This window comes from Microvirga sp. Mcv34, from assembly GCF_024519725.1.
Lineage (GTDB): Bacteria > Pseudomonadota > Alphaproteobacteria > Rhizobiales > Beijerinckiaceae > Microvirga.
This window is the reverse complement of sequence record NZ_JALJRK010000039.1, coordinates 16050-36001: the sequence shown is the minus strand read 5'-3', so window position 1 is coordinate 36001 and position 19952 is coordinate 16050. Positions and strand designations below refer to the sequence as shown.

Here is a 19952-nt window from a genome sequence, read left to right as displayed (position 1 = left end):
CTCAAGCTACCTGAGGCGGTGACGCACGCAAGAGCGACATCGTGATTGTCCCCGCCAGTCAAAGGAGAGGCCGCTCGCGGGGGCCCTTCAGTCCGATCTCTTCGCCTCTTCTGGGGCGCTGAAGTAGGATCCATCCGTCAGATCATAGATCGGTGTAGCCCTTCTGCCGCTGGGTTTCAGCCCAGCCCTCAAGCGCCCGAGAGGCTGCGGCCTCATCCGGGTAGATATCGACTTTCTCCTGGCCCTTGGAGCCGACTGCTCCCCAATTCCGCACCAGCCGGATGGTGCCAAACAGGTCGCGTTCGATCATCAGGCTGAAGAACCGTGCCCTGCCCTGCTCCGGGTCACGCCGATAGAGCACCAGGTGGTGCCGTATGGGTGACCGGGCGTCAGGCATCCGGGACGGGAGCCTTAGGAGGAACGGCTATTCTGGAGCGCCCGCTCCATTTCGTCCATCATGGCCGCCTCGAGCTCGCCGAGATCGAGCGTGGCGCCCTGCCCGTTCCCCGTCGTAGGCCCTGCAGGAGCCTTGGTCACCGGCACCTGCTTGGCGGAGGGGCGGGTCACCGGGATCCGAGCCTGAACGGGGAACCGGTTCTCGAGGGTGTCGATCAGGCCGTTGAGGGCCTCGTCGGACAGTGGAACCTCCGGAGCCTCGTTGAGCCCAGTCAAGGCCAATGACTGGTTCGTGTAGCGGTCATCGCCCGTGACCTCAGGACCGAACCAGGGGAGTGGCCGGAACCCCCTCGCCTCGCTGTTCGTATCGAATTCTACGGTCACGACCTGAAACGAGCGCGGCCGGAAGATCTGGTCCACCAGGGCGGCGCGATCCCCGATCTGGAGCCTGGTGCGGGCGTAATCGACCTCGCCGGCACAGACATCGAGGAGCGCGTGGGCATGAGCCACCGGAACCTCGGTCTGTTCCTCCGTCTCCCCATGAGGGCCAGCCGCCTTCAGGATCAGGAAAGCTCTATCCTCTTCGAGCCGAACCCAGGAGGCCCGATCCTTTTGTGCCGGGAAGAAGCCTTCGACTTGGCGGAGTCCGCCCCTCTCCCGCTGGATCAGGCGGGCAAGGGACGAGGCGAGGAGAAATCGGCGGCGAATGGTCATGGAATTCAGGGAATGAAAGGATTTGAGGAGATTTGGCTCTCGTAATCACCGGGCAAGGACGAGGCAACCCCTGAAACCCGCAAGATAGTCCCCGGTCAGCCGCATACCCCGACCCGCGATCGCTCCTTTTCGCTGATCTTCTGCCGGGTCAGATACTCCCGACCGTAGAGGAAAAGCGGCTCAGCCTTCTCACCCCGCATGTCCGACCAGGCGCTGATGCTGGCGAACGGCACCATATGGTACTGGCAGGAGGAGCCAGAGCGAGGCTCGAAGAGGACCATCTGGTCGTCGGGCCCCTCCGCAATGGCCCCTGTCAGCGAGTGACGCGAGTTCAGATGGAGGGTCACAACACGGTCGAGCGGGAGTTCCTTGAGACCGGCCAGAGGATCAGTCGCGGCTGGCTTGACGGCCTGTTCGGCTGGTTTCTCCAGTCGGCTTCGAAGCTCCTCAACGAGGTCTAGACCTGTCCCACCGATCTCAGTGGCATCCCGCAGGCAGAGGACGTCCGGCTCCTCGGTGTCGGAGAGCGAAACCCTATCGGTATTCGCCAGAATGGCGAAGTAGCTTTGGATCTCATTGAGCAGTTCGGTGGCCGTCTTTGGAGAGGACGGTGTAGCGGGGTTATCCATCGGCTGGGTTCCTCGTGAGCGGGCGGATGCGTCAGGCGGCAATCTGCTGGCCGATCTTGTCGATCAGGTCGTTGGCCCGGGCGATGATCCGGGTCCGGATGTCGCGTTCGTTCTCGGCGTACTGATCCGGGTGGTAGATCAGGGTCACGGCCCGGCGAAGCTTGGTGAGCTGATCCTTTGCTTTGATCGGCTGCGCCCGGATAAAGGTTTCCGTGACGGACCAGAGGCGATCTTCTTGGAGATCGGCGGGCTTGGCCGCGGGCTCGGGCGCCATCGGACGAGCCTTTTGGTGCGAGGCCTGGACGGTGCAGGAGAGTTCCAGCGAGGAGATGTCGCCGACGGCAAGATCTGTCACCGGCACTGGGACGGTCAGCTTGTCTGATCCGAAGTAGACAACCAGGGTCATCGACTTCGTAAAGTCGCGCTCTCGTCCGGCAAACGCGCTTCCGTAATAGGTCGTGCCGTCCTGGCCGGTTGCGCGGAGCTTGCGGTATATGCCGCCATTCGTGGCCTGGAAGACCGCATCGGTCAGGTGGATGTCCAGCTTGTCGACCCGGACGTCGGCTCCGGTGCCCTCATCCTGGCGATTGACGGTGAGGAAGCCAAGGTGAAATCGGCTGTTGTCGTTATGGGCGCGGCGCATCGTCATGGCGGATCCACCATTCATCGGAAAAACTGGGAAGGAAGGGTGCTGATGCCTGGGATTCAGGCGAAGAGGACGTGACTGTGCCCGTCCTCGAAGGCTTCCATAGCGAGGTCGCGATCGTCTTCGACAAGGCCTGCCGCGACTGATGGCTTCTCAAGAGTTTGCCACTGCGGCCCTTCTGCCTGGGCCTCGTACCGGTCGTGCCAGCGCTCGACAGCAACAGGGATCGCGGGAACTTCGGAGACCCGATTGTCCCACCGCCCACCATCGCAATCGATGCCACCATAAACGATGGCGACTCTGCCGCTTTCCTGCAGCTGCCCGATCCTTGTTTTGAGATCGGCCCGTCGGGCGAGGAAATCCACCTTGTTACGATTCAGTTCGCGGACCAGACGACGGATGAGGCTGCGGGACTTGCGCGTGAGCTGCATCGAAATCTCCCTTCCCTTTCGGGGTTTTGACCAACTGTCGGGTTCACCCAATGCTCGACTTCGATATCACTCCTGAATCTTTGGTAGTCCCCTGGGGAGATGCCCAAAGGGAGGTTCTCTGTAAGGCGCAGCGCCTACCCCCTTCCCTCCTAGGCGCTGCGCCTTGAGTGACAGAACGAAACGTTGGGGGACACAAACATTGAGGGCGGTCGTTATGACCGCCCTTCAAAGGTTAAGCCGCTTCCGCCGGGGCCGGAGCATGACGTTCAACAGTCACGACCGGGGAGCCGCCCTTCTTGAGGCTCACGACTACCTTCATGACGATGGTTTCCTCGTCTCCCTCGACATCACTCATGAGGGAATACGCCTTGTCGAGGACGGCCGACTGAACCTCCCGTTGGAAATGGGAGCGGGACGTTCCAGTGATCTTCGCAGCCAGCGTGGCGAATGATGCACTATGGTTCTCTTCCTGAAGGGAGTAGTCGCCGCCCTCATCATTGTACCAGGGCACGCCCCGGATTAGGCGGCTTTGGACTTCATCTTCACGGCCTTTCGCGATGATCACGTAGGGGTCGTAGGTATCATAGTCCGGATTGAAATAGATCGCCGCGATGGGAGCCGAGAGGGTCCTGGTATCTCCGTGCGGGTCTTCGATCGTAAACATCAGGGCGAGGTCTTCCACGACGGTGTTGTAGAGATCATCGATCTTGATCTTGGCATCGCCGATCGCGCTACCGACCTCGGTATACTCGAGGGCGTAGCCGGACTCTCCATCGTCGAGCGGCACATGAATTTCGTCGCCCTCGGCTTTGATCACAAGGGTGTTGCCGACCACATGGGGAACGACCCCCTTTCCGAGTGCCTGGTCAATTTCTCGGTCCTCGAACATGACCCGCGTAACGGGCGCACAGCCGTCGTTTCCGACGATGTTCTCTAGCATGGACTGGAGGTAACCGCTTTCCTGGACGTGATATGAATCGAGAGCCACGCTGACGATCTCATGGCGCTCCAAGCGGTCGCCATCGGCGGTGATCAGGCCCCCATCAACAGGCATCCAGCGGGTTCCAGCGAGGTTGGAGACAATGCAGGAGGGACGCGGGATCGGGTATGGGGATGTTCCCCGCAATGGGTGATCGGCCGGCAGACCATTGACGACGGCCGGATTCGAAATCATCCGGCAATAGAGCAACTCGACGGTCTTCCAGATCAGGTCCAAACCCTCGTCCTGGATCAGCACATCGCGCTCCGGCAGCTTGAGCTTCAGGTGGCTCGTGTCATGCACGTCGATGAGGACAATCGTGCAGAAGCTGGTCTCGAGGAAGGCCTTCTTCTCGGTGCTCAGTTCGACCGTCTTCTCCGCAGCCGGGATCTGGTGGCGCGCCTGGGTGTCGCTGAGGCTGATGACCTTGCCGAAGAAGTTGATCTTCGTCTTGTCCATGCGCCAGAACTCGCCTCGTACCCGGGCGAGCTTGATGGTCACACCGTGGACAGTTTCAGAGGTAATCGCGGTAATCTGCCCTGTATGCTGCTCCAGGGCGTGATCAAGGAAGTTCCTGGGCACGACTACCGTCGGCACGTCCTGAGGGAAACCCTGGAGGGTGGCAGTCAGCCCGGAATAGCGGATGCATCGTTCGATGATTTCGCCGAGTTTGCCTCCTTCGTGCTCCACCAAACCTTTAAGGGGGATGAAGGCCCGGATGCGTATGGACAGACCGTCCTGGTGCGCGAACCCACGCGTCAGCGCGGCGGTCGTGCCGCCCGTGAACGCTTCCTTCGGGACCTGCATCTCCCAGTCATGGGAGCGCACCACGACATCGTACTTTGCCAAAGAAAAGAATCCTAGTCCGGCAGCGCGTTCAGCGACCTCGGTCGCATTGTCGTTGTTGCTGCCGCCCGCCATCAGCAGGATGTGGGCATTGTCGGCCGTCAATCCGTGACCGTCATCCGCGATGATGAGATCGCAGTCGTCGAGGATGAACTGAACAGTCTTCGCCTTGGCGCGGCGGGAGTTCTGGATCATCTCGTCGATGATGCAGTCGTGGGAGTGACTGAAGAACTGATCCGCCCGGGTGATGAGCTTGCGTCCGAGGGTGGCTTCGACCGGAGTGGTGGTGAACGTGTTCATTGCAAATGCCTGAGATTGTCGAGGAAGGATTAGCCGGCGAGGGCGAGGAGAGCAGAAACGGCATTGTCGTTTCGCTGCTCGTCATCGGCTTTGAGGATCTTGGCGACTGCCGGGAAGATCTTGACGATGTCCTGGTAGGTGACGCAGTCATTGAAGGCCCGGACGAAGGCTGGCACTTGGATGAATTCCGCCATCACCGCAGGGCAGATCTCCTCTTCCAGAACTCTGACATGTTCCTTGAGGCTCGTTTGATACGTTTCGACCCCTGGGGCTTCCGTCGTTAGCGCCCAGGAGAGCGTCGCCACGGGAAGGAAGGAGGCGCTTCCACCCTGCCCTCCCTCGCTGAGGCGCTTGAAGCTGAGGATCTCGCCGGCCATCGGCTGACGGTTTCTTGCTCCCTCGGGAACCTGGAAGGTCAGGAAACCCGGACGTGAGCAGTGGTCGAGCCAGACACCCCAAACGCTGCGGTAGGTATGGGCGATCTCCACATATCCGAGCAAGTGGCTTGCCAGCGCTCCGATCTCGAGCTCGGAGGTGTTCTCGGTCAGGCCAGCGGAGCTGAACTCCGCGAAGGTCTTGTAGCGCTCGGAGGCGATGGTTCCGATCTGGTAGGCGCAATGAACAATGTCGCTGAGAAGACGAGTGCGACGCTCGTACAGGGGTTTGCACGCTTGGGCATTGATCAGTGAGACCGCGTGCAAAAGCGCGCGGGTCCGATGCCCGTTCCTGAGCTTGAAATCAGTTGTCATGGGATCCTCCGGTCAACTCTGTGCCGGTAAGGGTGGGTTGCGGTTCGATCGACTCTGCGTCGAGCCCGCGCTGTCGAGATTCTTCTTTTGGGGTTTGAGGAATGCCGACTGGCAAATGAGCCGAACTGAAAAAGAAAAAGGCTGGTCCGAACCCAATCGGAGCCAGCCTTCATGAAAACTTGGCCTTTAGTGCCCGAAGATCAGTCCTGAGCCGCGATGTCGTCCGCAGCGGTTTCAGGTGAGTGGCCCATCTCGTAGTAATCGCGGGCGTCTCCAAACAGGGCTTCGGGCTTGTTGCGCTTGCCGAGCTCCGAGTTGAGTGCCTGCCACCAGGGCGAGAATTCCGTATTCGCCTTCGTGGTCGCCTTCTCCAGAAGGCGGAGACTGGTGTTGGCGTAGTGTGTCAAGAACGGTCCTCCTTATCGGATCGTGGATGCAAACGCAGGCCCTGTCCGAGATCCACATCTCTGGAACGAGCATCTTTTCGAAACTGGGGGAATTGCCGTGACGCCGCTGATCCGAGCAGCTGATACGAAAACGCCTTGGCGGAGGTGCTGTCTTGAAACCCCAACCAAGGCGCTCGAGGTCAACTTAGGGAGAGACCATGACTTAGAAGATAGAACGCGCAAACATCGCGTCAACGTATCTTCAAACGAAAACGCCCTGACAGAGTTAGCCGTGCGGAGCTCACTGTCAGGGCGAATTGTTGTGATGCCGGTTGCAACACCACGGCAAGATAATACGCCAAGTGCCTCGTCGGTTCAACATCAGGCTGTGCATAAACAGAATTGCCCCGGCAGGAGGCTGAGCACCAGACCTCCCGCCAGGGCGCTTGCGATGTGTTCCGGCATCGCAAGATCTAAGTAGACATAGAAGCTGCGTGCCGATGTGTGGCGACGCACACGATCAGTCGCGAGCGAGATCCTTGAAGAAGACAATTCAGCCGAACCTCTAATCGGTCCGGCTTCTGTCGACGCCAATGTCACGTAGAATATGAGGGCTCACATCCCGTTTCAGCGCCTCGATGAACTCGAAGGTCAGTACGGGCTGCTTGTGATCGTTCGCGGGCTTGCGCGGAACGCGAATGAACTCAAAGCGGAATGCAAACCCTACCAAGGGCAGAGGGAATACGGTCGGTTTCATGGGAGCCACCAGCAGCAAGAGTCATGACGAGGAGAGCGGCGCGTTCGTACGTGCAAAGTCGCATAGACATGTAACGCCTCCTCTGGCTGTGGCTGTGAACCGGGCGGAAGATCCGCGGGGCAGCTTCAATACCAGAATTCGTGAGTTTCGACTACCCCTGAGACTCACAATTGTTGATCTCGCTTGCATGATTACTGTGGAGCGATGGATTCAAGCGGTAATAGGTGGATACCGATGTACTGTTTGCGGGCACGATCAGTCCGTGTCCCTTCAGTTCATACATCGTGCTAATGCCGATGCCGCGAAATGTCCGGCCGGAAGCGGTCTTGAGGCGTGCTTTGAACTGCTCCCGCCTGGTGTAGCTGCTCATTTCGAGCGCATAGCGGAACTCCCCGCCCTCTTTAAGCACCTCGAGGGCTTTCCTGGCCATCGATGAGAGAGCGGGAAGGTCGGCCATGTTAACCTCTGTCTTATGTGGGGATGCAAAGCGCGGCGCAGCGGATGCGCCAGAGCTCGGTTGCCTGGCAGGCGTGACCGGCCTGACCGAACAGGTCCTGCAGGCCGGTTGCGGATGTAAGGATCGGCAAGAGGTGCGGGTTCTCAGCGATGTATTCATCCCAGAGCACCGAGTAGAGAGCCCTCACCTCGTCGGCATTGACCGCTCGCTTGCCTTTGGCCTCGCGCCAAGTCAGGCCTGTCGAGCCGTCTTCGAACCGTTTTGCGGCCTGATAGATCTCTTCAATGGACCTGTTTCCACGGCCCTTGATCCGCGCCGCGAAGGCACTGAAGCGGCGATCTCCGCGGCTGGAGCATTCCAGGAAAGGGGCCGTGCCATGCTGAATCATCTTTTGGGGATCCTTGACTGATTTCGCCAGTCCAAGAATCCAGAGCTCGGTCTTTACTGAGTGTCTGCCGATCCAGCTTGAGGCGTGGGAACCTTGTTATTCCGGTTCGCCCACGCCAGTTTGACGGGATCGCGCCATCCGAGTTTCGCGTCCGGCCGATCGGTGCGGCGGCAGACGATAGCAACGCCCTCGAGGATGGCGGTCGCGATGTATATGCCGGGAGGAGCGGCCCGGATAATCACTTCTCGGTCGCGCATGCCAGGACTTCCCAGTTCATCCTCGTGTACCCACACTTCCTTGCCGATCCACTCGGCAGGAGCCTTCCACCACCCGCGCTGGAAGAGGATGGTACCATCGCTCCGGACACGCCGAAGGCCGCCAAGCAGGTAGCCGTCGGGCGCCTTGATGTCGTGGGCACGGGTCATGATGGGATTGCGACTACTCCCGCCTCGGCACGGTACTCTTCGCGATCGTCAGCCGGGAATTCGAACTGCGACAGCTGGTTGTGGTTCGTCTTCAGCATCTCGTCTGTGACCTGGAAGTTCAGGACCTTCTCGAAGTCGCTGCGGTTTTTATGCAGGCCTGCCACCTTCATTACGCAATCCGGGATCTCGGAATAATAGGACTCGGCCGACTTGAACCAGCTTGGAGCCTCCTGGCCGGCGGCTTCGCGGATGGCGCTATCGGCAATCATGAAGTTGCGGAGACGCTGCACAGCAAGGATGATGTTCAGCGTATCGTAGTTGAGCCTGCGCATCCTTAATCCTTTCTGGGGGGCATAATGGAATAGTTCATGTAGAAACATGAGCAGCTGGTTATAACTTCAGACCCGAAACGGCTCAGTTACAGATAAGGGAAACTACGTAGAGAAATTATTCAGCTAAGAATAGCTCTTACTCTTAAGGTATTCTTCACCCCTATGAGGAATTTTTGCACTACCCGATTTATGCGCGTCAGGGGGCGTGCGCTTCTCGCGGCGATGCGGGCGGGTCAGTGAAAGACGATGAGACTGCTGAATAATTTGAGGCTTCTAGCCAAAATCGCCATTCCTGTTGCGATCTTCGTTGCCGTAACCGTCGGATTGATCATCATGGCGGACCGCGGCCTCCTGAATATGGCCCACAATACGCAGTCCTTGGTCGAAGATGACTTCGCGCGACTGTCGAAAATCCTGCAGATCAATGCAGAGGTGAATGAGGCGAGCATCCAGGAGAAGAACCTCATCCTCTTCAGCGCCAGCGAACCCGACCGGCTCAAGAGCGCCGAGGGCGTGTACCAGCAGTACAAGAAAGCGTCTCTCCAGCACGCGCAAGAGCTGGTCGATCTTTCTGGTACGGCTGAACGCCGTAAGGTCAATGAGGAGATCCTGGCAATGTTGACCGCCTATTACGGTCACATGGACAAGAGCGTAGCGGCCGCTGCTCAGGATAACGACGCGGCTGCTCTGACGATCTCAAACGGCGAGGGTCGTGACGTACGCAGAAAGCTCCGTGACATCCTGACCGCCCGCATCGAAGCAAATACGAAGGCCGTCGATAAAGCAGCGGCCGAAGCTGATGAGCTTGCCAGCCGAACTTCAATGAACCTGATCCTTTCGGCAGCGGTCGGAATCCTTCTGGCTGTCGGCCTGATTGCAGCGATTGTGATCTCGGGCATTGTCCGCCCCTTGACCCGGATGACAGGCGCGATGGGACGCCTTGCGGAAGGTGACCTGGCTGTCGAGGTAACTGGCACCGAGCGTAAGGACGAAGTCGGCCAGTTGGCCCGCTCGCTTCAGGTCTTCAAGGATAACGCCATTGAGGCCCGCCGTCTCGCCGCTGAGCAGGAGACGGAAAACGAAGCCAAGATGCGCCGCGCCCAGGTCCTGGATCAGTTGACCAAGGATTTCGAGCGCAATGTCTCGGCTATGACCCAAGGTCTGGCCTCCGCTGCGACCGAAATGGAAGCGACCGCCCAGACCATGACGTCGATCGCGGACCAGACCAACAGCCAGACTGTCAGCGCAGCCTCGGCGGCTGAGCAGACCTCGGCCAACGTGCAGACGGTCGCCGCCGCCACAGAGGAACTGTCGATCTCGATCCGGGAAATCGCCTCCCAGGTAACCCAGTCCTCTCGGATTGCCGAGCGTGCGGTTCAGGATGCTCAGCGCACTGACAGCATCGTTCAGCAGCTTGCCTCCACGGCCGAGAAGATTGGCAATGTTATCGCCCTGATCAACTCGGTGGCAGGTCAGACAAACCTACTGGCGCTCAACGCCACTATTGAGGCGGCACGTGCCGGTGAAGCGGGCAAGGGCTTTGCCGTCGTCGCTTCCGAGGTGAAGGAGCTTGCCAACCAAACGGCGAAGGCCACGGACGAGATCTCGCAGCAGATTGCTTCGGTACAGCAGGCGACCCGCGAGGCGGTTCAGGCGATCCAGACGATCACCCAGACCATCGGGGAGATGTCCCAGATCTCGACTTCGATCGCGGCCGCCATGGAGGAGCAAGGCGCGGCCACCGGTGAGATCGCCCGTAACGTCCAGGAGGCCGCCCGTGGGACCGAGCATGTGACCGGCAACATCGGCGATGTGCGCCGGGGTGCGGGCGAGACGGGGGCCGCGGCTTCCCAGGTCTTGAGCGCGGCTCAGGAACTGGCTCGCCACTCCAACAGCCTCGGCGACGAGGTCGGCCAATTCCTCCAGGGCGTGAAGGCAGCCTAAGGCAAGCTTTCTCAGCTATATGATCGCTGCCGGCGGATTGACGTGCGCCGGGAAGGCTCACCCCCACGGTGATCCGAAAGTGGAAAGCGCCCCTATCTGGGAGGGGCGCTTTTCTTTTTTCGGCGGAACTACCCCTACGCTGGGCTGATAGCTACCACCCCGAAGGTGACCCCTCCGAGAGACTTCGGGGTGCCGTTGAGCGGCGGGTAAACCAGGTGACCGGTCCCATAGCAGACGTCGGAGGTATCGACACCTTCGGCGCCGTAGCACTCACGGGTGATCTGGATCGTATAGCGAGGGCAACCTTCGTGTACGACCTCCCCGATAGCGACCACTTTCCCCTCAATGAAATCCACCCTGTTCGAGACGGTGATCCGGGTATCCATCCCGTAGACGCGGCCATCGTTGAGAAGAGTCGCCAGATTGAAGGAGCGAACAGTGGAGCCGACTTGGATCGGGTTTCCATAGATGTCCTGATCCGGCTTGGCATATTCCTCGATGAGTTCCGGCGTCGAGAAGAGAGAAACAGCACTCATGATGACCTCCGGGGATCTGGTTTCAGCCGATTGCCTGGTCGAGGGCCGACTTCAGGGCGAGATACTCGGGCGGGTCACTGTCGGCGATGCCCGTCCCCTCGATCCACGGGATGGCCCGCCGAATGGCGAGCACCATCTTGGGTGCGGCGCACAGGACCTGGGCATAGGCCTGACTGTCATCCGTGGGGTTTTCGCCCTCGCCTGTCCGGTTCGTGACCGTCTGGCGGCCGGAGGACCGTTCCACGACGAGGCGAAAATCGATGGCACGAAGGCGATCCTCAGTGATCCTTCTGAACGCATCTTCGCCGAACCTGGGAGCCAAGGTGCCTACCAGGGCGGTGGAACCGCCCTTTGAGATGTTGTGGCCGCAGGTTTCTGCGATCTTGGTCAGGTGGGAGATATGACGGGAGACATTCTCGCCGGCGTTATAGGCCGACAGGAAATCGGCGAGTGAGGCCGAGATGTCGTCTTTGGAAAAAGGCTCCGGCTGGCATTGGATGACTGCGACCCGGAACATGTGCTTGCGCAGGCTCGGGAGGTCGCTGAAATCCCAGCCCTCGTTGAGGGCAACGGCGAGTTTGGTCTGAAACTCTGCGCACTCCTCATCCGTTGCGAAAACATAGTCGATCCAGGTGGGCGGGGTGCCATCGTTTGTATACTCACCCTCAACGGCAAAGCGAATGGCTTCTCCGAACTTCCGGAAACCCGTGATCAGGCGGCTCTCGGCGTCGACCCCAGAGGCGGCAAGAATCTCGCTGGCCTTCGCGACTCCAAACAGGAAATCGTCGATCATCAGGCGCCTGGCCGGAGCCTCCAGGTCCACAACAACCGGGGCATCGTGCCCCTCAAAGGTGACTTCATATTGGCGAATTGACAGATCGGGTTGAGCAGCAGTCATTGCGGGCCTTGTTCTGAAGAGGGATACGTGGAGAGGATCAGGCTTTTGCCGCAGCTCCGGCTCCTGCGGTCTGGGCCGGGACCAGAGCGGTGAGAACCGCGAGTTCGTCGATCAAGTCAGAGGTCGGCTCGCCGCGGTCATGCGCAGAAATGAGGGCGCGGGCACTGCTGACGAGTTCCGGGAGACTGACAGGGTGTTCGTCGCACCGGACGACCTCCACGGCTTCTAGCGCCTCGGAAAAAAGGTCTGGATCGAGGAAGGCGGTCCCTTTTAGGGTTCCCGCTTGAAGAGCGATCCCCCAGCGAGCGGCAAAGTCGGCCTCGTCGGCGTCAACCGCGAGAACCGGACCGCTGAAGACTGTCTCGTCGTTCTCACCAACATAACCTTCGTAGGCGAACCTAACGGGTTCACCTGGTTTTCGGATAGAGACGACGTGATACTCAGCGCTCCTGGCGTCGAGTTTGTTCAGGTACTCGCTGTCCGATGTGAAGCTGTCGTAGTCGACGACGGTTGCAGCGCACTTCTTCTGTGCAGCTTGGAGGATGTCGCCGGCGTCGTCGAGCATCGAACTGGACTTGAGGCTCTCGACCTCGACATCGACGGTCTGGTCAATGCCAGCGGGTCCGCACATCACAGCGATGTACGATTTGAGAATACGGATCATGTGAGATCTCATGTGGGGCCGGCACACTCGCCAAAGGCACCTGCAGGCAGCTTCCATTGGCCGGGAGCACGGATCACGGGTTCGTCAAAGCTTTCGGACAGGCAGCGGGCCATCGAAGCCTTCGATGACGAGGAATACGGTGTCCCTTTGGCTGCGCGTTCCATCACGGTGAGAGTACGATGTATTGTGCAGCCGAATTCCTGTTCGTATGCCGCAACCGGCACAAGCTTTTCTGGTGCGAACGTTTGGATTGTGGCGGCTTGGTTGGACGACATGAAGATGCAGTTCATGCACGACACGCGCGAGAAGCCTGAGTCGTAGGCCGGATGCGGAGCCACACGGAATTTCTCGATGATGGCCCAGACCTTTTCTTCCTTCCAGGCATGGATGGGCCGCCAGTGATCCACATGACGCATTTTGCGAGTGCCATTGCGCCTGTCCGTCCGATGTGGTTCAAATGTAGCGTAATTGGCACGCGCAGATGATTCTTGAGCGCGCTCACCAGTGACAAACAGGGTCTTTTTTGAAAGAAACCGATCCTGATTATTGATCGCGGTACTTGCCACGTCAATCTTGAGGTAGGACGAACACCAGCGAACACTTAAGTCCGCGCTAACCTGGGGCCACTTACGACGCGTGTTATTCTTGCTCGACGTTCCTCCTGCATAGCGAATGCCATCAGGCGTTTCGAACATGTTTCGGGCCGTCGGCGCGTTGTCTCGCAACATTTCGCGCTCAAATCCGCCTTCTTTCCATGAGAAATAGAGCTTGAGCCCGAAAGCTTTTGCGATGGCCTCGCAGTACGAGCGAGTGGCTGGCCAATCCATGAGAGACGATCCCTCTCGGCCATCGATATCGTGGTGCCAAAGCTCAACTTTATCGAGTGGAATACCAGCTTCGGTCAGTTCTTCGATGATGACGAGAAGGCATGCCAGACTGTCTTTGCCACCACTGAACGCCACGATGATGTAATCGTACGCAGCGAAATCAGGTCGAGAGAGCGATGTGCTTTCCTCAAGAATCTCAACAGGCGGCGGTGGCTCCGGAAACGAAAACAGAGCGAGCTGTTCCACGAGATCTACTCCTGGTCTAATGCGGAGGAATCGTCCTTGCCGTCATCGTTGAGGACGTCATCGAAGAAGGTGCCGTCGTTGCCGATCGCGAGAAGCTCGTCACGGACCTTGTCGTCGGGGATGTTTTCGACCGAGCCGACGATTTCACAGCCGATCCAACCGCCGTCGTCGATCTCGTTGAGGGCTTTTTCAGCCCTGGAGTGCTGCGCCCAATGAGCGTCGGCAGCGGGCATCAAGGCGACAACCTGGTAGACGATCTTCACGATCTTCGTCTCAGGAACTGCGGCTGTTGGCGCCAGGATAGGAGGTTGAAGGGATGAGCGACCTCTGATCACCTCGCCGAGGATGTTCGCGTGAGATTCTGCGATCTCGTCCGATCCTTCATGAAACGTGATGTGAAAGGTGCCGCGGATCGATGGGGCATCCCGATCATCCCCAAAGAAGAAGACTGGCTTCTCCCAGTGGTTACCGGGGGTCGTCCACTCCCAGCCTGAGGCGTCCTTAACCTCATAGCCGAAATCAAACGTGCTGCATTCTTCGTCAGCCGCAAGCCGACGCTTCTCATCAAGAGCGCTCATGGAATAGTCCTGAGGTGGAGGAAAGATCAGGCAGCCAGCGGCAACGTCGCAGCGCCAGAGATTTCGCGGTCGAGAATCTCGCGCTGGAAGGCTTCTTGTATTTCGTCGCTGGCGACGGATGAGGCGAAGATCGCACCGGAGCGCAAAAGAATCTTAGGATCGGCGAACTTGCTCGTCCGGTAGTGCCAGACCTTGAGTTCCCCGCTCGTTGTGCGGGTCGGGATGAAGGCCAGAATGCGGTCACTGCCGTCTAGAACAGTCAGTTCCTTAACTGTGCCGAACGATGCATTGATCTGGTCGAGGGCATCGCGGACAGAACGCAGCCGGCGGAACTGTCCGCGGCAGTTGAGGTTATCGGTAAAAATGCAAGTGGTCATGGCCGCGTGCCTTTTCCTTGGATCCAAATTTTGGGGTTTAGCCTTGGACGTTTGACGTCTTCGGGCTCAAAGATCCGGGAATAGGAATCCGGCGCAGCAGCCCTGCCCTGATGTCGAGATAGCCATTCTCGAGGGGCGGGGCGTTTCTCAAGACCCACATTTGGGTCTCCTCACTCTGCAGGACTTCCTGAATGGTTCCGAGCGAGTGATCTGGACCGGCGGAGACCACATAGAGGTTGTGATTGATCGGCAGAATGCCCGGCTCCAGCCGTATGGTCCGGATCTTGCGCCCAATGCGGGGGATCAGCAGGGCCGGCCGATTGAGAGGCAAGGTGATCGATTCAGGAGGCATCCACCAACGTCCCTTTTGCCCGCGCTTCGGCATGCGGACCATTGCTGTCTGCAGGTGGTCTTTTACTGCACCTGTGGGCTCGCAGTCCTTGAGGGTGCGAATGGCGTAGCGGGTCGCCGGCCGTAAGGCATCCGTGGCAGGATCGATGTCGTCACTGTCTATCGCAGGCACAAGATCGGCATCAGGGAGCCGGCCGACCTGGTGGGCGTCGATAGTGAAAATCCCATGTGGCCCAAGCCATGGGGCAAGGCGCACGGTAGCGATATTGGCCAAGGTCGGCCCCTCATGCTGATCCAGGGCGCCGTCGGGCGAAACTGGCAGTTTGCCGAGAGGGATCTTTGCCTGTGCGGACGGTTTGAGAACGACTTCCACGGGGTGGATCCGGGGCGGCGTCCCTTTGCGGCGGGTTTTCGGCATGTAGAATGCAGAGCTCGGATCGAGCCTGGAGATGTGGCCGATGCCAACCTTGTGGCCGAGCTGCTTGCGGAGGTTGGCGGCCGTGTCGTTCACCCAGATCCGGTCCGACGTGACGAACCCGATGATGCCGTCGGGCGGCATGTTGTAGACGCACCGGTCGAGGAATGCGTGGAGAAGGTCGCCACGGGCGAAATCTGGCAGGATCGGCCGGTAGAGATCCTTCAGCACCTCAGGCAGATGGCCGTAGCGCAGGTAAGGGGGATTGCCCGCGCAGAAGCGGAAGGTACCAGGCGCGGGGCCTCCGGTCAGGAAGTCACCGTGGTGAACGATGGCCTGGGCGGCTTTGCGGGCAGAAGCGACCGACCAGCCATTACTGATGAGATGGGATTGCACGCGTTCCCGGGCGGACCGCATGGCCCCGGGATGAAGCTCCCAGCCCTGAACCCGGGCGACCTCCTGGAAGTCATCGGGCGCGAGGTCAAGGCGGCTCAGAGCGCGGACCATGAACATGCCGTCGCCGGCGCTGGGATCTACGAGCCTGCCGTCGGCATCTGGCCAGCCAATCCGGTCGAGGAGAACGTCGACTACTGGTTCTGCCGTATAAAGGGCCGTGGCGGCATGGAGGGCTTCGATAGCGGCGGAGAGATCGCCAGCCGCGTCAAAGAGATCGAGCATTGTGGATGTTGCCTCGTCTTCGGGCCGTGCTATGTATCTGCGGGCCTGGCCGATGCAGTTTTGGGGTTTACCCAAGACCTGTGTTCAAGACGTCAAGTCATTTCCCGAACTGATTTGGAAAGAATCTCTTATTAATTCCCTTTTACAATTCAGTCCGATACATGGGACATACCTGTTTCTCAGATGAAGAAAACATCCCCGACGTTCACATTCGAAGTAAAACGCTCCAAACTTTCACCCCAGCAACCTTCGAAGTTCCAACGGTTTGTCCTGGAGCCGAAACAAAAGCTATCCGCTCCGGTTCATCACACTGCGGATCAGGGATTTTCTGATGCGAGCAAAGCGGAAGCTCCGGCAGTTGAGCGCCGGATTTTAGAGAGCCTTCCGATTGTTCCGACGGTGCTGGCCCTCGAGGTGCCGACGGAGCCGCAGGTTGAAGTACCGGTCCGCGAGGAGGTTGCACCACCAGTGATCAAGCGCAGACGCAAGGCTAAGGTTGCGTTGGCGGGTCATCCAGTCGAACACGTGGAAACCCAAGAATCCCTACCGGTCCAGGAAACACCGGCACCATTGGCATCAGCGGTCGTGGTTCCGCTCCCGATCATTAAGGCGAAGCGTAAAGCAGGGGCCTCGGCAGCAGATTTGCCCCGTGGAGAGCGCTGGAAGCGGCGGCTACCTCGGGCAGCGTGGTGAAACGCAAGGGAATGATCGGTTCGGGAAGCCCCTTGCAGCTCGGCTAGGCGACGGTTGCACAAAGACAATAGCTTGGCCGTTACGACTTATTCGCTATTGCTTAAGGGATGCAGGACCGTAATGTCGCTCCCAGAAAAAAGGCCGCTCGAAAGCGGCCCGAAGTTTAGGGAGGAAACGCCCAAGAAGGGCGAGCAGGACGGCAACGCCAATCGCCGTGCTGCGATGCACAATATAGTTCGCGCCTAAACCATAGGCAAGGTCATCTGGGCAGCATCGCTGCCCTTTTTGTTGAAATGACATGTTACAGCCTCGTTCAATCATCAAGCGCAACCAGAGCCCCTGTGCTCGCCGTGAACACGGTGAGGCAAGCGCCGAAAGCCTGTCCGTTGAAAGATGATGGATGCTTGGTCGCTTGGTAAGCGAACCAGGGGCCATGAGCAGCCCGCTCAGGATGCTCAGGATAAAAAGCAGATAACTTAGCTTCAGCATCGAACCCAACCTTAGTGTTATGGTAACACTACTGGGTGAGTTCCAAGCCAAGCGAGGAACGCCCACAGTAATATTACCAATGGACGTTCCTCGACTGGCCTAAGCATAGGTTTGCCGAGTACGATTATGTAAATTCAATCACGAATATTGCTTACTGCTTTATATTCGTCGTGGTTGCATCAAGCCCTCCGGAACTTAGGTTTGTCCAACTGGATAAAATCGGCAGAAGGCCACATTGTTCCACATGATCTGAAAGCGCGCAGTGAGGAGCGAATTGGGGTCGCTTGCGGCCTAGTATGGCGATCTTCATGATGAGGCAGGGCCGGCATCGGGAACATCATGAGCATCAGCAAGCGAGTATTTTTCGAAAATCTGTCTGAGGATGATCCAGCCAGGGCAGACATCGCCTGATCGGTGAGCGCCGCCCTTGAACATTTCACCGTCAGGGCTCGGCTGCGACCAACACGGCCGAAGCGCGATCTCGCCGGTGGGCGCCGAGACCCGTTCTGGGAGTCGGCCCGTGATGAGGCGATTTCGGAACTGAGGATCAATCAGCGACATATCAACGGGGTCCCTCACTTTACAACCGCCGAGGATCGTGACCGCGTCCATGAGCTGGCCATCGTGAAATGGAACTCGCGATGGGAAGGGTTCGAGGATAAGCGCAATCAGCCTGTTCAATCTCACCAGATATCCCGCCCCGTGCCCAACAAGGTGACCCCGGCTTTGTCACCGCCATTCATCCTGAACCAGATCCCGCCGGATCCCCGCCCTACTGAGGATGATCTACGTCCTTACCTGACCGGCAGTTCGGGTGTGCCGGAGCTTGATCGCTTCAATGCTGAAACGGAGTGGCGGGAGGCTCGCATCAAACAGGACAAGGATGCGTTTCTGGTACCGTTCGTAAGCTGGATAAAGCCAGCCATCGACTATGATGCCTATCTTAGAACGTCCCTTTGGAAGGGGATCAAGGGCGAAGTCCTTGATAAAGCGGGTGGCAAGTGTGCTTGCTGCCCACGCCGTGCTACTGAGGTTCACCATCGGGACTACCGGCCCCGTGTTCTTGCAGGAGAAGACCTCTCCTCGCTCGTTCCCGTCTGCAGAACATGTCACGATCTGATTGAGGAAGAGAGGGACAAAACCTGGGAAAGAGGCGAGGCCAGTTTGGCTAAACTGGTCGAAATAGAGAACCAGCGCCTCACCGAGGACGAGTCTTGCGCTAGCTCGCCGGTAAACAGTTCCTGAGTGCGATGGATGCTGATGCGGCAAAACCCTCGCGTGGGACCGGAGCGGAGACAAAGCTACGGATTGCAACCATTGGAGCTGTGTTGAAGTCGGGCGCGAACGCCAGATCTTCTTTTAAGCCACCAATCCTCTTTTCGTAGTCGGGCGGCAGATCCGTAGAAAAGTAGACGTTTTTGCCGTCAGTTGTCACCTTGAGGCTCTCTGCTGGGATTGTCATTCCTGCAAACTGAAAGGCGCCCGACATTCGAACGAGGTTGGCCCAGTCGTCCGCATCTGAACCCTTTTGCCATAAGACGAACTTACGCTCCGTGCCCCGTTTGGATGTAAAGCAGGCGACCTGCGCTGTACGACTACCATCCTGGCTGACGGAACGGGCGATCACCCCGCGTCCTCGTGGAAGGATCTGCCATGGAGTGAAGCTCTCGGGATCATAGATCACCTTCAGATCGCGAGCTTCTTTCGGAGAAAGGAACCGCATATTGTCGTGCCCTGCCTTTGCGGCTTCCACGATCAAACGGGCATCGGCTCCCATCCTCACGATGTAATCAACGATCAATCCAGTCATCACCTGTTGAAGCGACAGATCGGTCGCATCGAAGGCTTTCGCAGTCGGTTCAGACACTGCCGTCTGATTGTAAAACTGGTGCACGCCATAGTGAGCTTTGTCACCATAATCCCGAGAGACCCCTCCCAGGAACGCATATGCACACGCACTTGCGCAAACAGCTGGGACGTCTTCCTCATTGCCTCCATCGCCGCCATAGTCGTGTGAGGTCGAGACGCTATATTCTGGCTTGTATGGACCTCCACCTATTCTCGTAGAGAAACCGTTCTCCCTAAGGATTTCACCCAGACGTAGGCCTGCGATCAGGCTTCCCCCGGGTGAGTTGAGATTGATGGATTTTAACCTGCTTTCGCCTTTTCTGAGAAGATAGGCCTCAAAATCCCGCGGCGTTTCCGGTGTAATAGGCCCATACCCGGTAAGCCACTCGGTCGCCGCGCCTGCCGAATAGATCATAAACGTCATGCGGTCGGCGGGAGGACGATATCCGGAAACCTGATCTCGCGGGACTTCCAAGCGGGGGGTAATTTTATCAATGCGCCGATATTCGGTGACCAAAGCGGCGATATTGGACTGAAAGTCCTTGCGATACTTTGTGAAGCAAATTGCGGGAGGATTTGGATCCGAACAGTTTTCTTCAGCAGATCCGACAGGAGCCCGCGATAGCTTTATAGGAGGCTTGTCAGGCCCGCCGGCGATCATGATAGCCGCTGCATCAATCAGGGCACTTGTACGAGCGGGGTGGCGGTTCTCATACTGGGAGGCTTCGACCACAGACATGCAGGTCGAATACATCTGGTCCATTGCCTTAACGGCAGAACGCGACCGCTCGCAGAACGCTTTATCCTGGTCATCCGGGCAGATGGAGGATCGGAGGGAAGATCCAAACGGCACGTGCCATCGGATCGCGCATTCCTCTGGATCTGGCAGCGTCTGGGCCGTGCTTGGTGTCGCGAAAGCGAAGAGAATGGAGGCAAGAACGGTGTGAGCCAAAGGCTTAGACATGATCGTGAA

25 protein-coding genes are annotated in these 19952 nt (G+C 58.6%); 3 read left to right on the top strand and 22 right to left on the bottom strand.

The features are described 5' to 3' along the window. Positions 1–142 precede the first annotated feature (142 nt). The 13 genes from OC446_RS19150 to OC446_RS19090 all read right to left on the bottom strand — a co-directional run bounded on the left by OC446_RS19150 (position 143) and on the right by OC446_RS19090 (position 8435). Positions 143–397, bottom strand: coding sequence for a WGR domain-containing protein (locus tag OC446_RS19150; RefSeq protein ID WP_262030618.1), 255 nt, complete (start codon positions 395–397; stop codon positions 143–145). 14 nt (positions 398–411) lie between these two features. After that, positions 412–1110, bottom strand: a complete 699-nt coding sequence (locus tag OC446_RS19145; RefSeq protein ID WP_262030617.1) for a hypothetical protein — start codon at positions 1108–1110, stop codon at positions 412–414. 95 nt (positions 1111–1205) lie between these two features. Next, entirely contained in the window at positions 1206–1739 is a 534-nt protein-coding gene (locus OC446_RS19140) for a hypothetical protein (RefSeq protein WP_262030616.1), read from the bottom strand. 31 nt (positions 1740–1770) lie between these two features. Next, positions 1771–2388 (bottom strand): hypothetical protein, encoded by a 618-nt coding sequence (locus OC446_RS19135; protein WP_262030615.1) that lies wholly within the window; start codon positions 2386–2388, stop codon positions 1771–1773. Positions 2389–2444: 56 nt separating this feature from the next. After that, positions 2445–2816: a hypothetical protein gene (locus OC446_RS19130; RefSeq protein ID WP_262030614.1), complete on the bottom strand. Its 372-nt coding sequence runs from the start codon at positions 2814–2816 to the stop codon at positions 2445–2447. A 232-nt stretch (positions 2817–3048) separates the two neighbouring features. Continuing rightward, positions 3049–4941, bottom strand: a complete 1893-nt coding sequence (locus tag OC446_RS19125) for a hypothetical protein (protein WP_262030613.1) — start codon at positions 4939–4941, stop codon at positions 3049–3051. 29 nt (positions 4942–4970) lie between these two features. Beyond that, positions 4971–5690, bottom strand: a complete 720-nt coding sequence (locus tag OC446_RS19120; protein ID WP_262030612.1) for a hypothetical protein — start codon at positions 5688–5690, stop codon at positions 4971–4973. 200 nt (positions 5691–5890) lie between these two features. Next, positions 5891–6097, bottom strand: coding sequence for a hypothetical protein (locus OC446_RS19115; RefSeq protein WP_262030611.1), 207 nt, complete (start codon positions 6095–6097; stop codon positions 5891–5893). A gap of 544 nt (positions 6098–6641) precedes the next feature. Beyond that, complete coding sequence (locus OC446_RS19110) at positions 6642–6833, bottom strand: hypothetical protein (RefSeq protein ID WP_262030610.1); 192 nt, start codon at positions 6831–6833, stop codon at positions 6642–6644. Positions 6834–6984: 151 nt separating this feature from the next. Then, entirely contained in the window at positions 6985–7290 is a 306-nt protein-coding gene (locus OC446_RS19105; RefSeq protein ID WP_262030609.1) for a hypothetical protein, read from the bottom strand. 13 nt (positions 7291–7303) lie between these two features. After that, positions 7304–7678 (bottom strand): hypothetical protein, encoded by a 375-nt coding sequence (locus tag OC446_RS19100; RefSeq protein WP_262030608.1) that lies wholly within the window; start codon positions 7676–7678, stop codon positions 7304–7306. Between the two features lie 53 nt (positions 7679–7731). Continuing rightward, positions 7732–8103 (bottom strand): hypothetical protein, encoded by a 372-nt coding sequence (locus OC446_RS19095; RefSeq protein WP_262030607.1) that lies wholly within the window; start codon positions 8101–8103, stop codon positions 7732–7734. After that, positions 8100–8435, bottom strand: coding sequence for a hypothetical protein (locus OC446_RS19090; RefSeq protein WP_262030606.1), 336 nt, complete (start codon positions 8433–8435; stop codon positions 8100–8102). Before OC446_RS19090 ends, OC446_RS19095 begins: the two co-directional genes overlap by 4 nt. 246 nt (positions 8436–8681) lie before the next feature. Between OC446_RS19090 and OC446_RS19085 the strand changes: the two genes are divergently transcribed. Further along, positions 8682–10379, top strand: a complete 1698-nt coding sequence (locus OC446_RS19085) for a methyl-accepting chemotaxis protein (RefSeq protein ID WP_262030605.1) — start codon at positions 8682–8684, stop codon at positions 10377–10379. 134 nt (positions 10380–10513) lie between these two features. Here the strand turns inward: OC446_RS19085 and OC446_RS19080 are convergent, their stop codons facing one another. Genes OC446_RS19080 through OC446_RS19050 form a run of 7 tightly spaced genes read right to left on the bottom strand, consistent with a single transcriptional unit; the run spans position 10514 to position 15949 of the window. Continuing rightward, the gene (locus OC446_RS19080; protein WP_262030604.1) at positions 10514–10915 is read right to left on the bottom strand and encodes a hypothetical protein; all 402 of its coding nucleotides are present in this window, start codon (positions 10913–10915) and stop codon (positions 10514–10516) included. A gap of 22 nt (positions 10916–10937) precedes the next feature. Then, positions 10938–11813 (bottom strand): hypothetical protein, encoded by an 876-nt coding sequence (locus OC446_RS19075; protein ID WP_262030603.1) that lies wholly within the window; start codon positions 11811–11813, stop codon positions 10938–10940. 37 nt (positions 11814–11850) lie between these two features. After that, a complete protein-coding gene (locus tag OC446_RS19070; protein WP_262030602.1) occupies positions 11851–12477 on the bottom strand; it encodes a hypothetical protein in 627 nt (208 codons plus the stop codon). An 8-nt stretch (positions 12478–12485) separates the two neighbouring features. Continuing rightward, positions 12486–13550 (bottom strand): phosphoadenosine phosphosulfate reductase family protein, encoded by a 1065-nt coding sequence (locus OC446_RS19065; RefSeq protein ID WP_262030601.1) that lies wholly within the window; start codon positions 13548–13550, stop codon positions 12486–12488. A gap of 5 nt (positions 13551–13555) precedes the next feature. Then, positions 13556–14128 (bottom strand): hypothetical protein, encoded by a 573-nt coding sequence (locus tag OC446_RS19060; protein WP_262030600.1) that lies wholly within the window; start codon positions 14126–14128, stop codon positions 13556–13558. A 26-nt stretch (positions 14129–14154) separates the two neighbouring features. Continuing rightward, a complete protein-coding gene (locus tag OC446_RS19055; RefSeq protein ID WP_262030599.1) occupies positions 14155–14505 on the bottom strand; it encodes a hypothetical protein in 351 nt (116 codons plus the stop codon). 37 nt (positions 14506–14542) lie between these two features. Next, positions 14543–15949, bottom strand: a complete 1407-nt coding sequence (locus OC446_RS19050; protein ID WP_262030598.1) for an Eco57I restriction-modification methylase domain-containing protein — start codon at positions 15947–15949, stop codon at positions 14543–14545. Positions 15950–16132: 183 nt separating this feature from the next. On the opposite strand from OC446_RS19050, the gene OC446_RS19045 reads away from it, so the two are divergent. After that, a complete protein-coding gene (locus OC446_RS19045) occupies positions 16133–16642 on the top strand; it encodes a hypothetical protein (RefSeq protein ID WP_262030597.1) in 510 nt (169 codons plus the stop codon). A 93-nt stretch (positions 16643–16735) separates the two neighbouring features. On the opposite strand, the gene OC446_RS19040 is transcribed toward OC446_RS19045, so the two are convergent. After that, the gene (locus OC446_RS19040) at positions 16736–17131 is read right to left on the bottom strand and encodes a hypothetical protein (RefSeq protein ID WP_262030596.1); all 396 of its coding nucleotides are present in this window, start codon (positions 17129–17131) and stop codon (positions 16736–16738) included. Positions 17132–17545: 414 nt separating this feature from the next. On the opposite strand from OC446_RS19040, the gene OC446_RS19035 reads away from it, so the two are divergent. Continuing rightward, complete coding sequence (locus OC446_RS19035) at positions 17546–18376, top strand: HNH endonuclease signature motif containing protein (protein ID WP_262030595.1); 831 nt, start codon at positions 17546–17548, stop codon at positions 18374–18376. On the opposite strand, the gene OC446_RS19030 is transcribed toward OC446_RS19035, so the two are convergent. Continuing rightward, on the bottom strand, positions 18351–19943 hold the full coding sequence (locus OC446_RS19030; protein WP_262030594.1) for a hypothetical protein: 1593 nt from the start codon (positions 19941–19943) through the stop codon (positions 18351–18353). The two genes, OC446_RS19035 and OC446_RS19030, sit on opposite strands and share 26 nt — an antisense overlap. Between the last annotated feature and the right edge of the window lie 9 nt (positions 19944–19952).

What these genes read in the sequence shown, in the direction of transcription:
- OC446_RS19150 (WP_262030618.1), bottom strand. Translation starts at nt 397, where the DNA reads ATGCCTGACGCCCGGTCACCCATACGGCACCACCTGGTGCTCTATCGG.
- OC446_RS19145 (WP_262030617.1), bottom strand. Translation starts at nt 1,110, where the DNA reads ATGACCATTCGCCGCCGATTTCTCCTCGCCTCGTCCCTTGCCCGCCTG.
- OC446_RS19140 (WP_262030616.1), bottom strand. Translation starts at nt 1,739, where the DNA reads ATGGATAACCCCGCTACACCGTCCTCTCCAAAGACGGCCACCGAACTG.
- OC446_RS19135 (WP_262030615.1), bottom strand. Translation starts at nt 2,388, where the DNA reads ATGACGATGCGCCGCGCCCATAACGACAACAGCCGATTTCACCTTGGC.
- OC446_RS19130 (WP_262030614.1), bottom strand. Translation starts at nt 2,816, where the DNA reads ATGCAGCTCACGCGCAAGTCCCGCAGCCTCATCCGTCGTCTGGTCCGC.
- OC446_RS19125 (WP_262030613.1), bottom strand. Translation starts at nt 4,941, where the DNA reads ATGAACACGTTCACCACCACTCCGGTCGAAGCCACCCTCGGACGCAAG.
- OC446_RS19120 (WP_262030612.1), bottom strand. Translation starts at nt 5,690, where the DNA reads ATGACAACTGATTTCAAGCTCAGGAACGGGCATCGGACCCGCGCGCTT.
- OC446_RS19110 (WP_262030610.1), bottom strand. Translation starts at nt 6,833, where the DNA reads ATGAAACCGACCGTATTCCCTCTGCCCTTGGTAGGGTTTGCATTCCGC.
- OC446_RS19105 (WP_262030609.1), bottom strand. Translation starts at nt 7,290, where the DNA reads ATGGCCGACCTTCCCGCTCTCTCATCGATGGCCAGGAAAGCCCTCGAG.
- OC446_RS19100 (WP_262030608.1), bottom strand. Translation starts at nt 7,678, where the DNA reads ATGATTCAGCATGGCACGGCCCCTTTCCTGGAATGCTCCAGCCGCGGA.
- OC446_RS19095 (WP_262030607.1), bottom strand. Translation starts at nt 8,103, where the DNA reads ATGACCCGTGCCCACGACATCAAGGCGCCCGACGGCTACCTGCTTGGC.
- OC446_RS19090 (WP_262030606.1), bottom strand. Translation starts at nt 8,435, where the DNA reads ATGCGCAGGCTCAACTACGATACGCTGAACATCATCCTTGCTGTGCAG.
- OC446_RS19085 (WP_262030605.1), top strand. Translation starts at nt 8,682, where the DNA reads ATGAGACTGCTGAATAATTTGAGGCTTCTAGCCAAAATCGCCATTCCT.
- OC446_RS19080 (WP_262030604.1), bottom strand. Translation starts at nt 10,915, where the DNA reads ATGAGTGCTGTTTCTCTCTTCTCGACGCCGGAACTCATCGAGGAATAT.
- OC446_RS19075 (WP_262030603.1), bottom strand. Translation starts at nt 11,813, where the DNA reads ATGACTGCTGCTCAACCCGATCTGTCAATTCGCCAATATGAAGTCACC.
- OC446_RS19070 (WP_262030602.1), bottom strand. Translation starts at nt 12,477, where the DNA reads ATGATCCGTATTCTCAAATCGTACATCGCTGTGATGTGCGGACCCGCT.
- OC446_RS19060 (WP_262030600.1), bottom strand. Translation starts at nt 14,128, where the DNA reads ATGAGCGCTCTTGATGAGAAGCGTCGGCTTGCGGCTGACGAAGAATGC.
- OC446_RS19055 (WP_262030599.1), bottom strand. Translation starts at nt 14,505, where the DNA reads ATGACCACTTGCATTTTTACCGATAACCTCAACTGCCGCGGACAGTTC.
- OC446_RS19050 (WP_262030598.1), bottom strand. Translation starts at nt 15,949, where the DNA reads ATGCTCGATCTCTTTGACGCGGCTGGCGATCTCTCCGCCGCTATCGAA.
- OC446_RS19045 (WP_262030597.1), top strand. Translation starts at nt 16,133, where the DNA reads ATGAAGAAAACATCCCCGACGTTCACATTCGAAGTAAAACGCTCCAAA.
- OC446_RS19040 (WP_262030596.1), bottom strand. Translation starts at nt 17,131, where the DNA reads ATGCTGAAGCTAAGTTATCTGCTTTTTATCCTGAGCATCCTGAGCGGG.
- OC446_RS19030 (WP_262030594.1), bottom strand. Translation starts at nt 19,943, where the DNA reads ATGTCTAAGCCTTTGGCTCACACCGTTCTTGCCTCCATTCTCTTCGCT.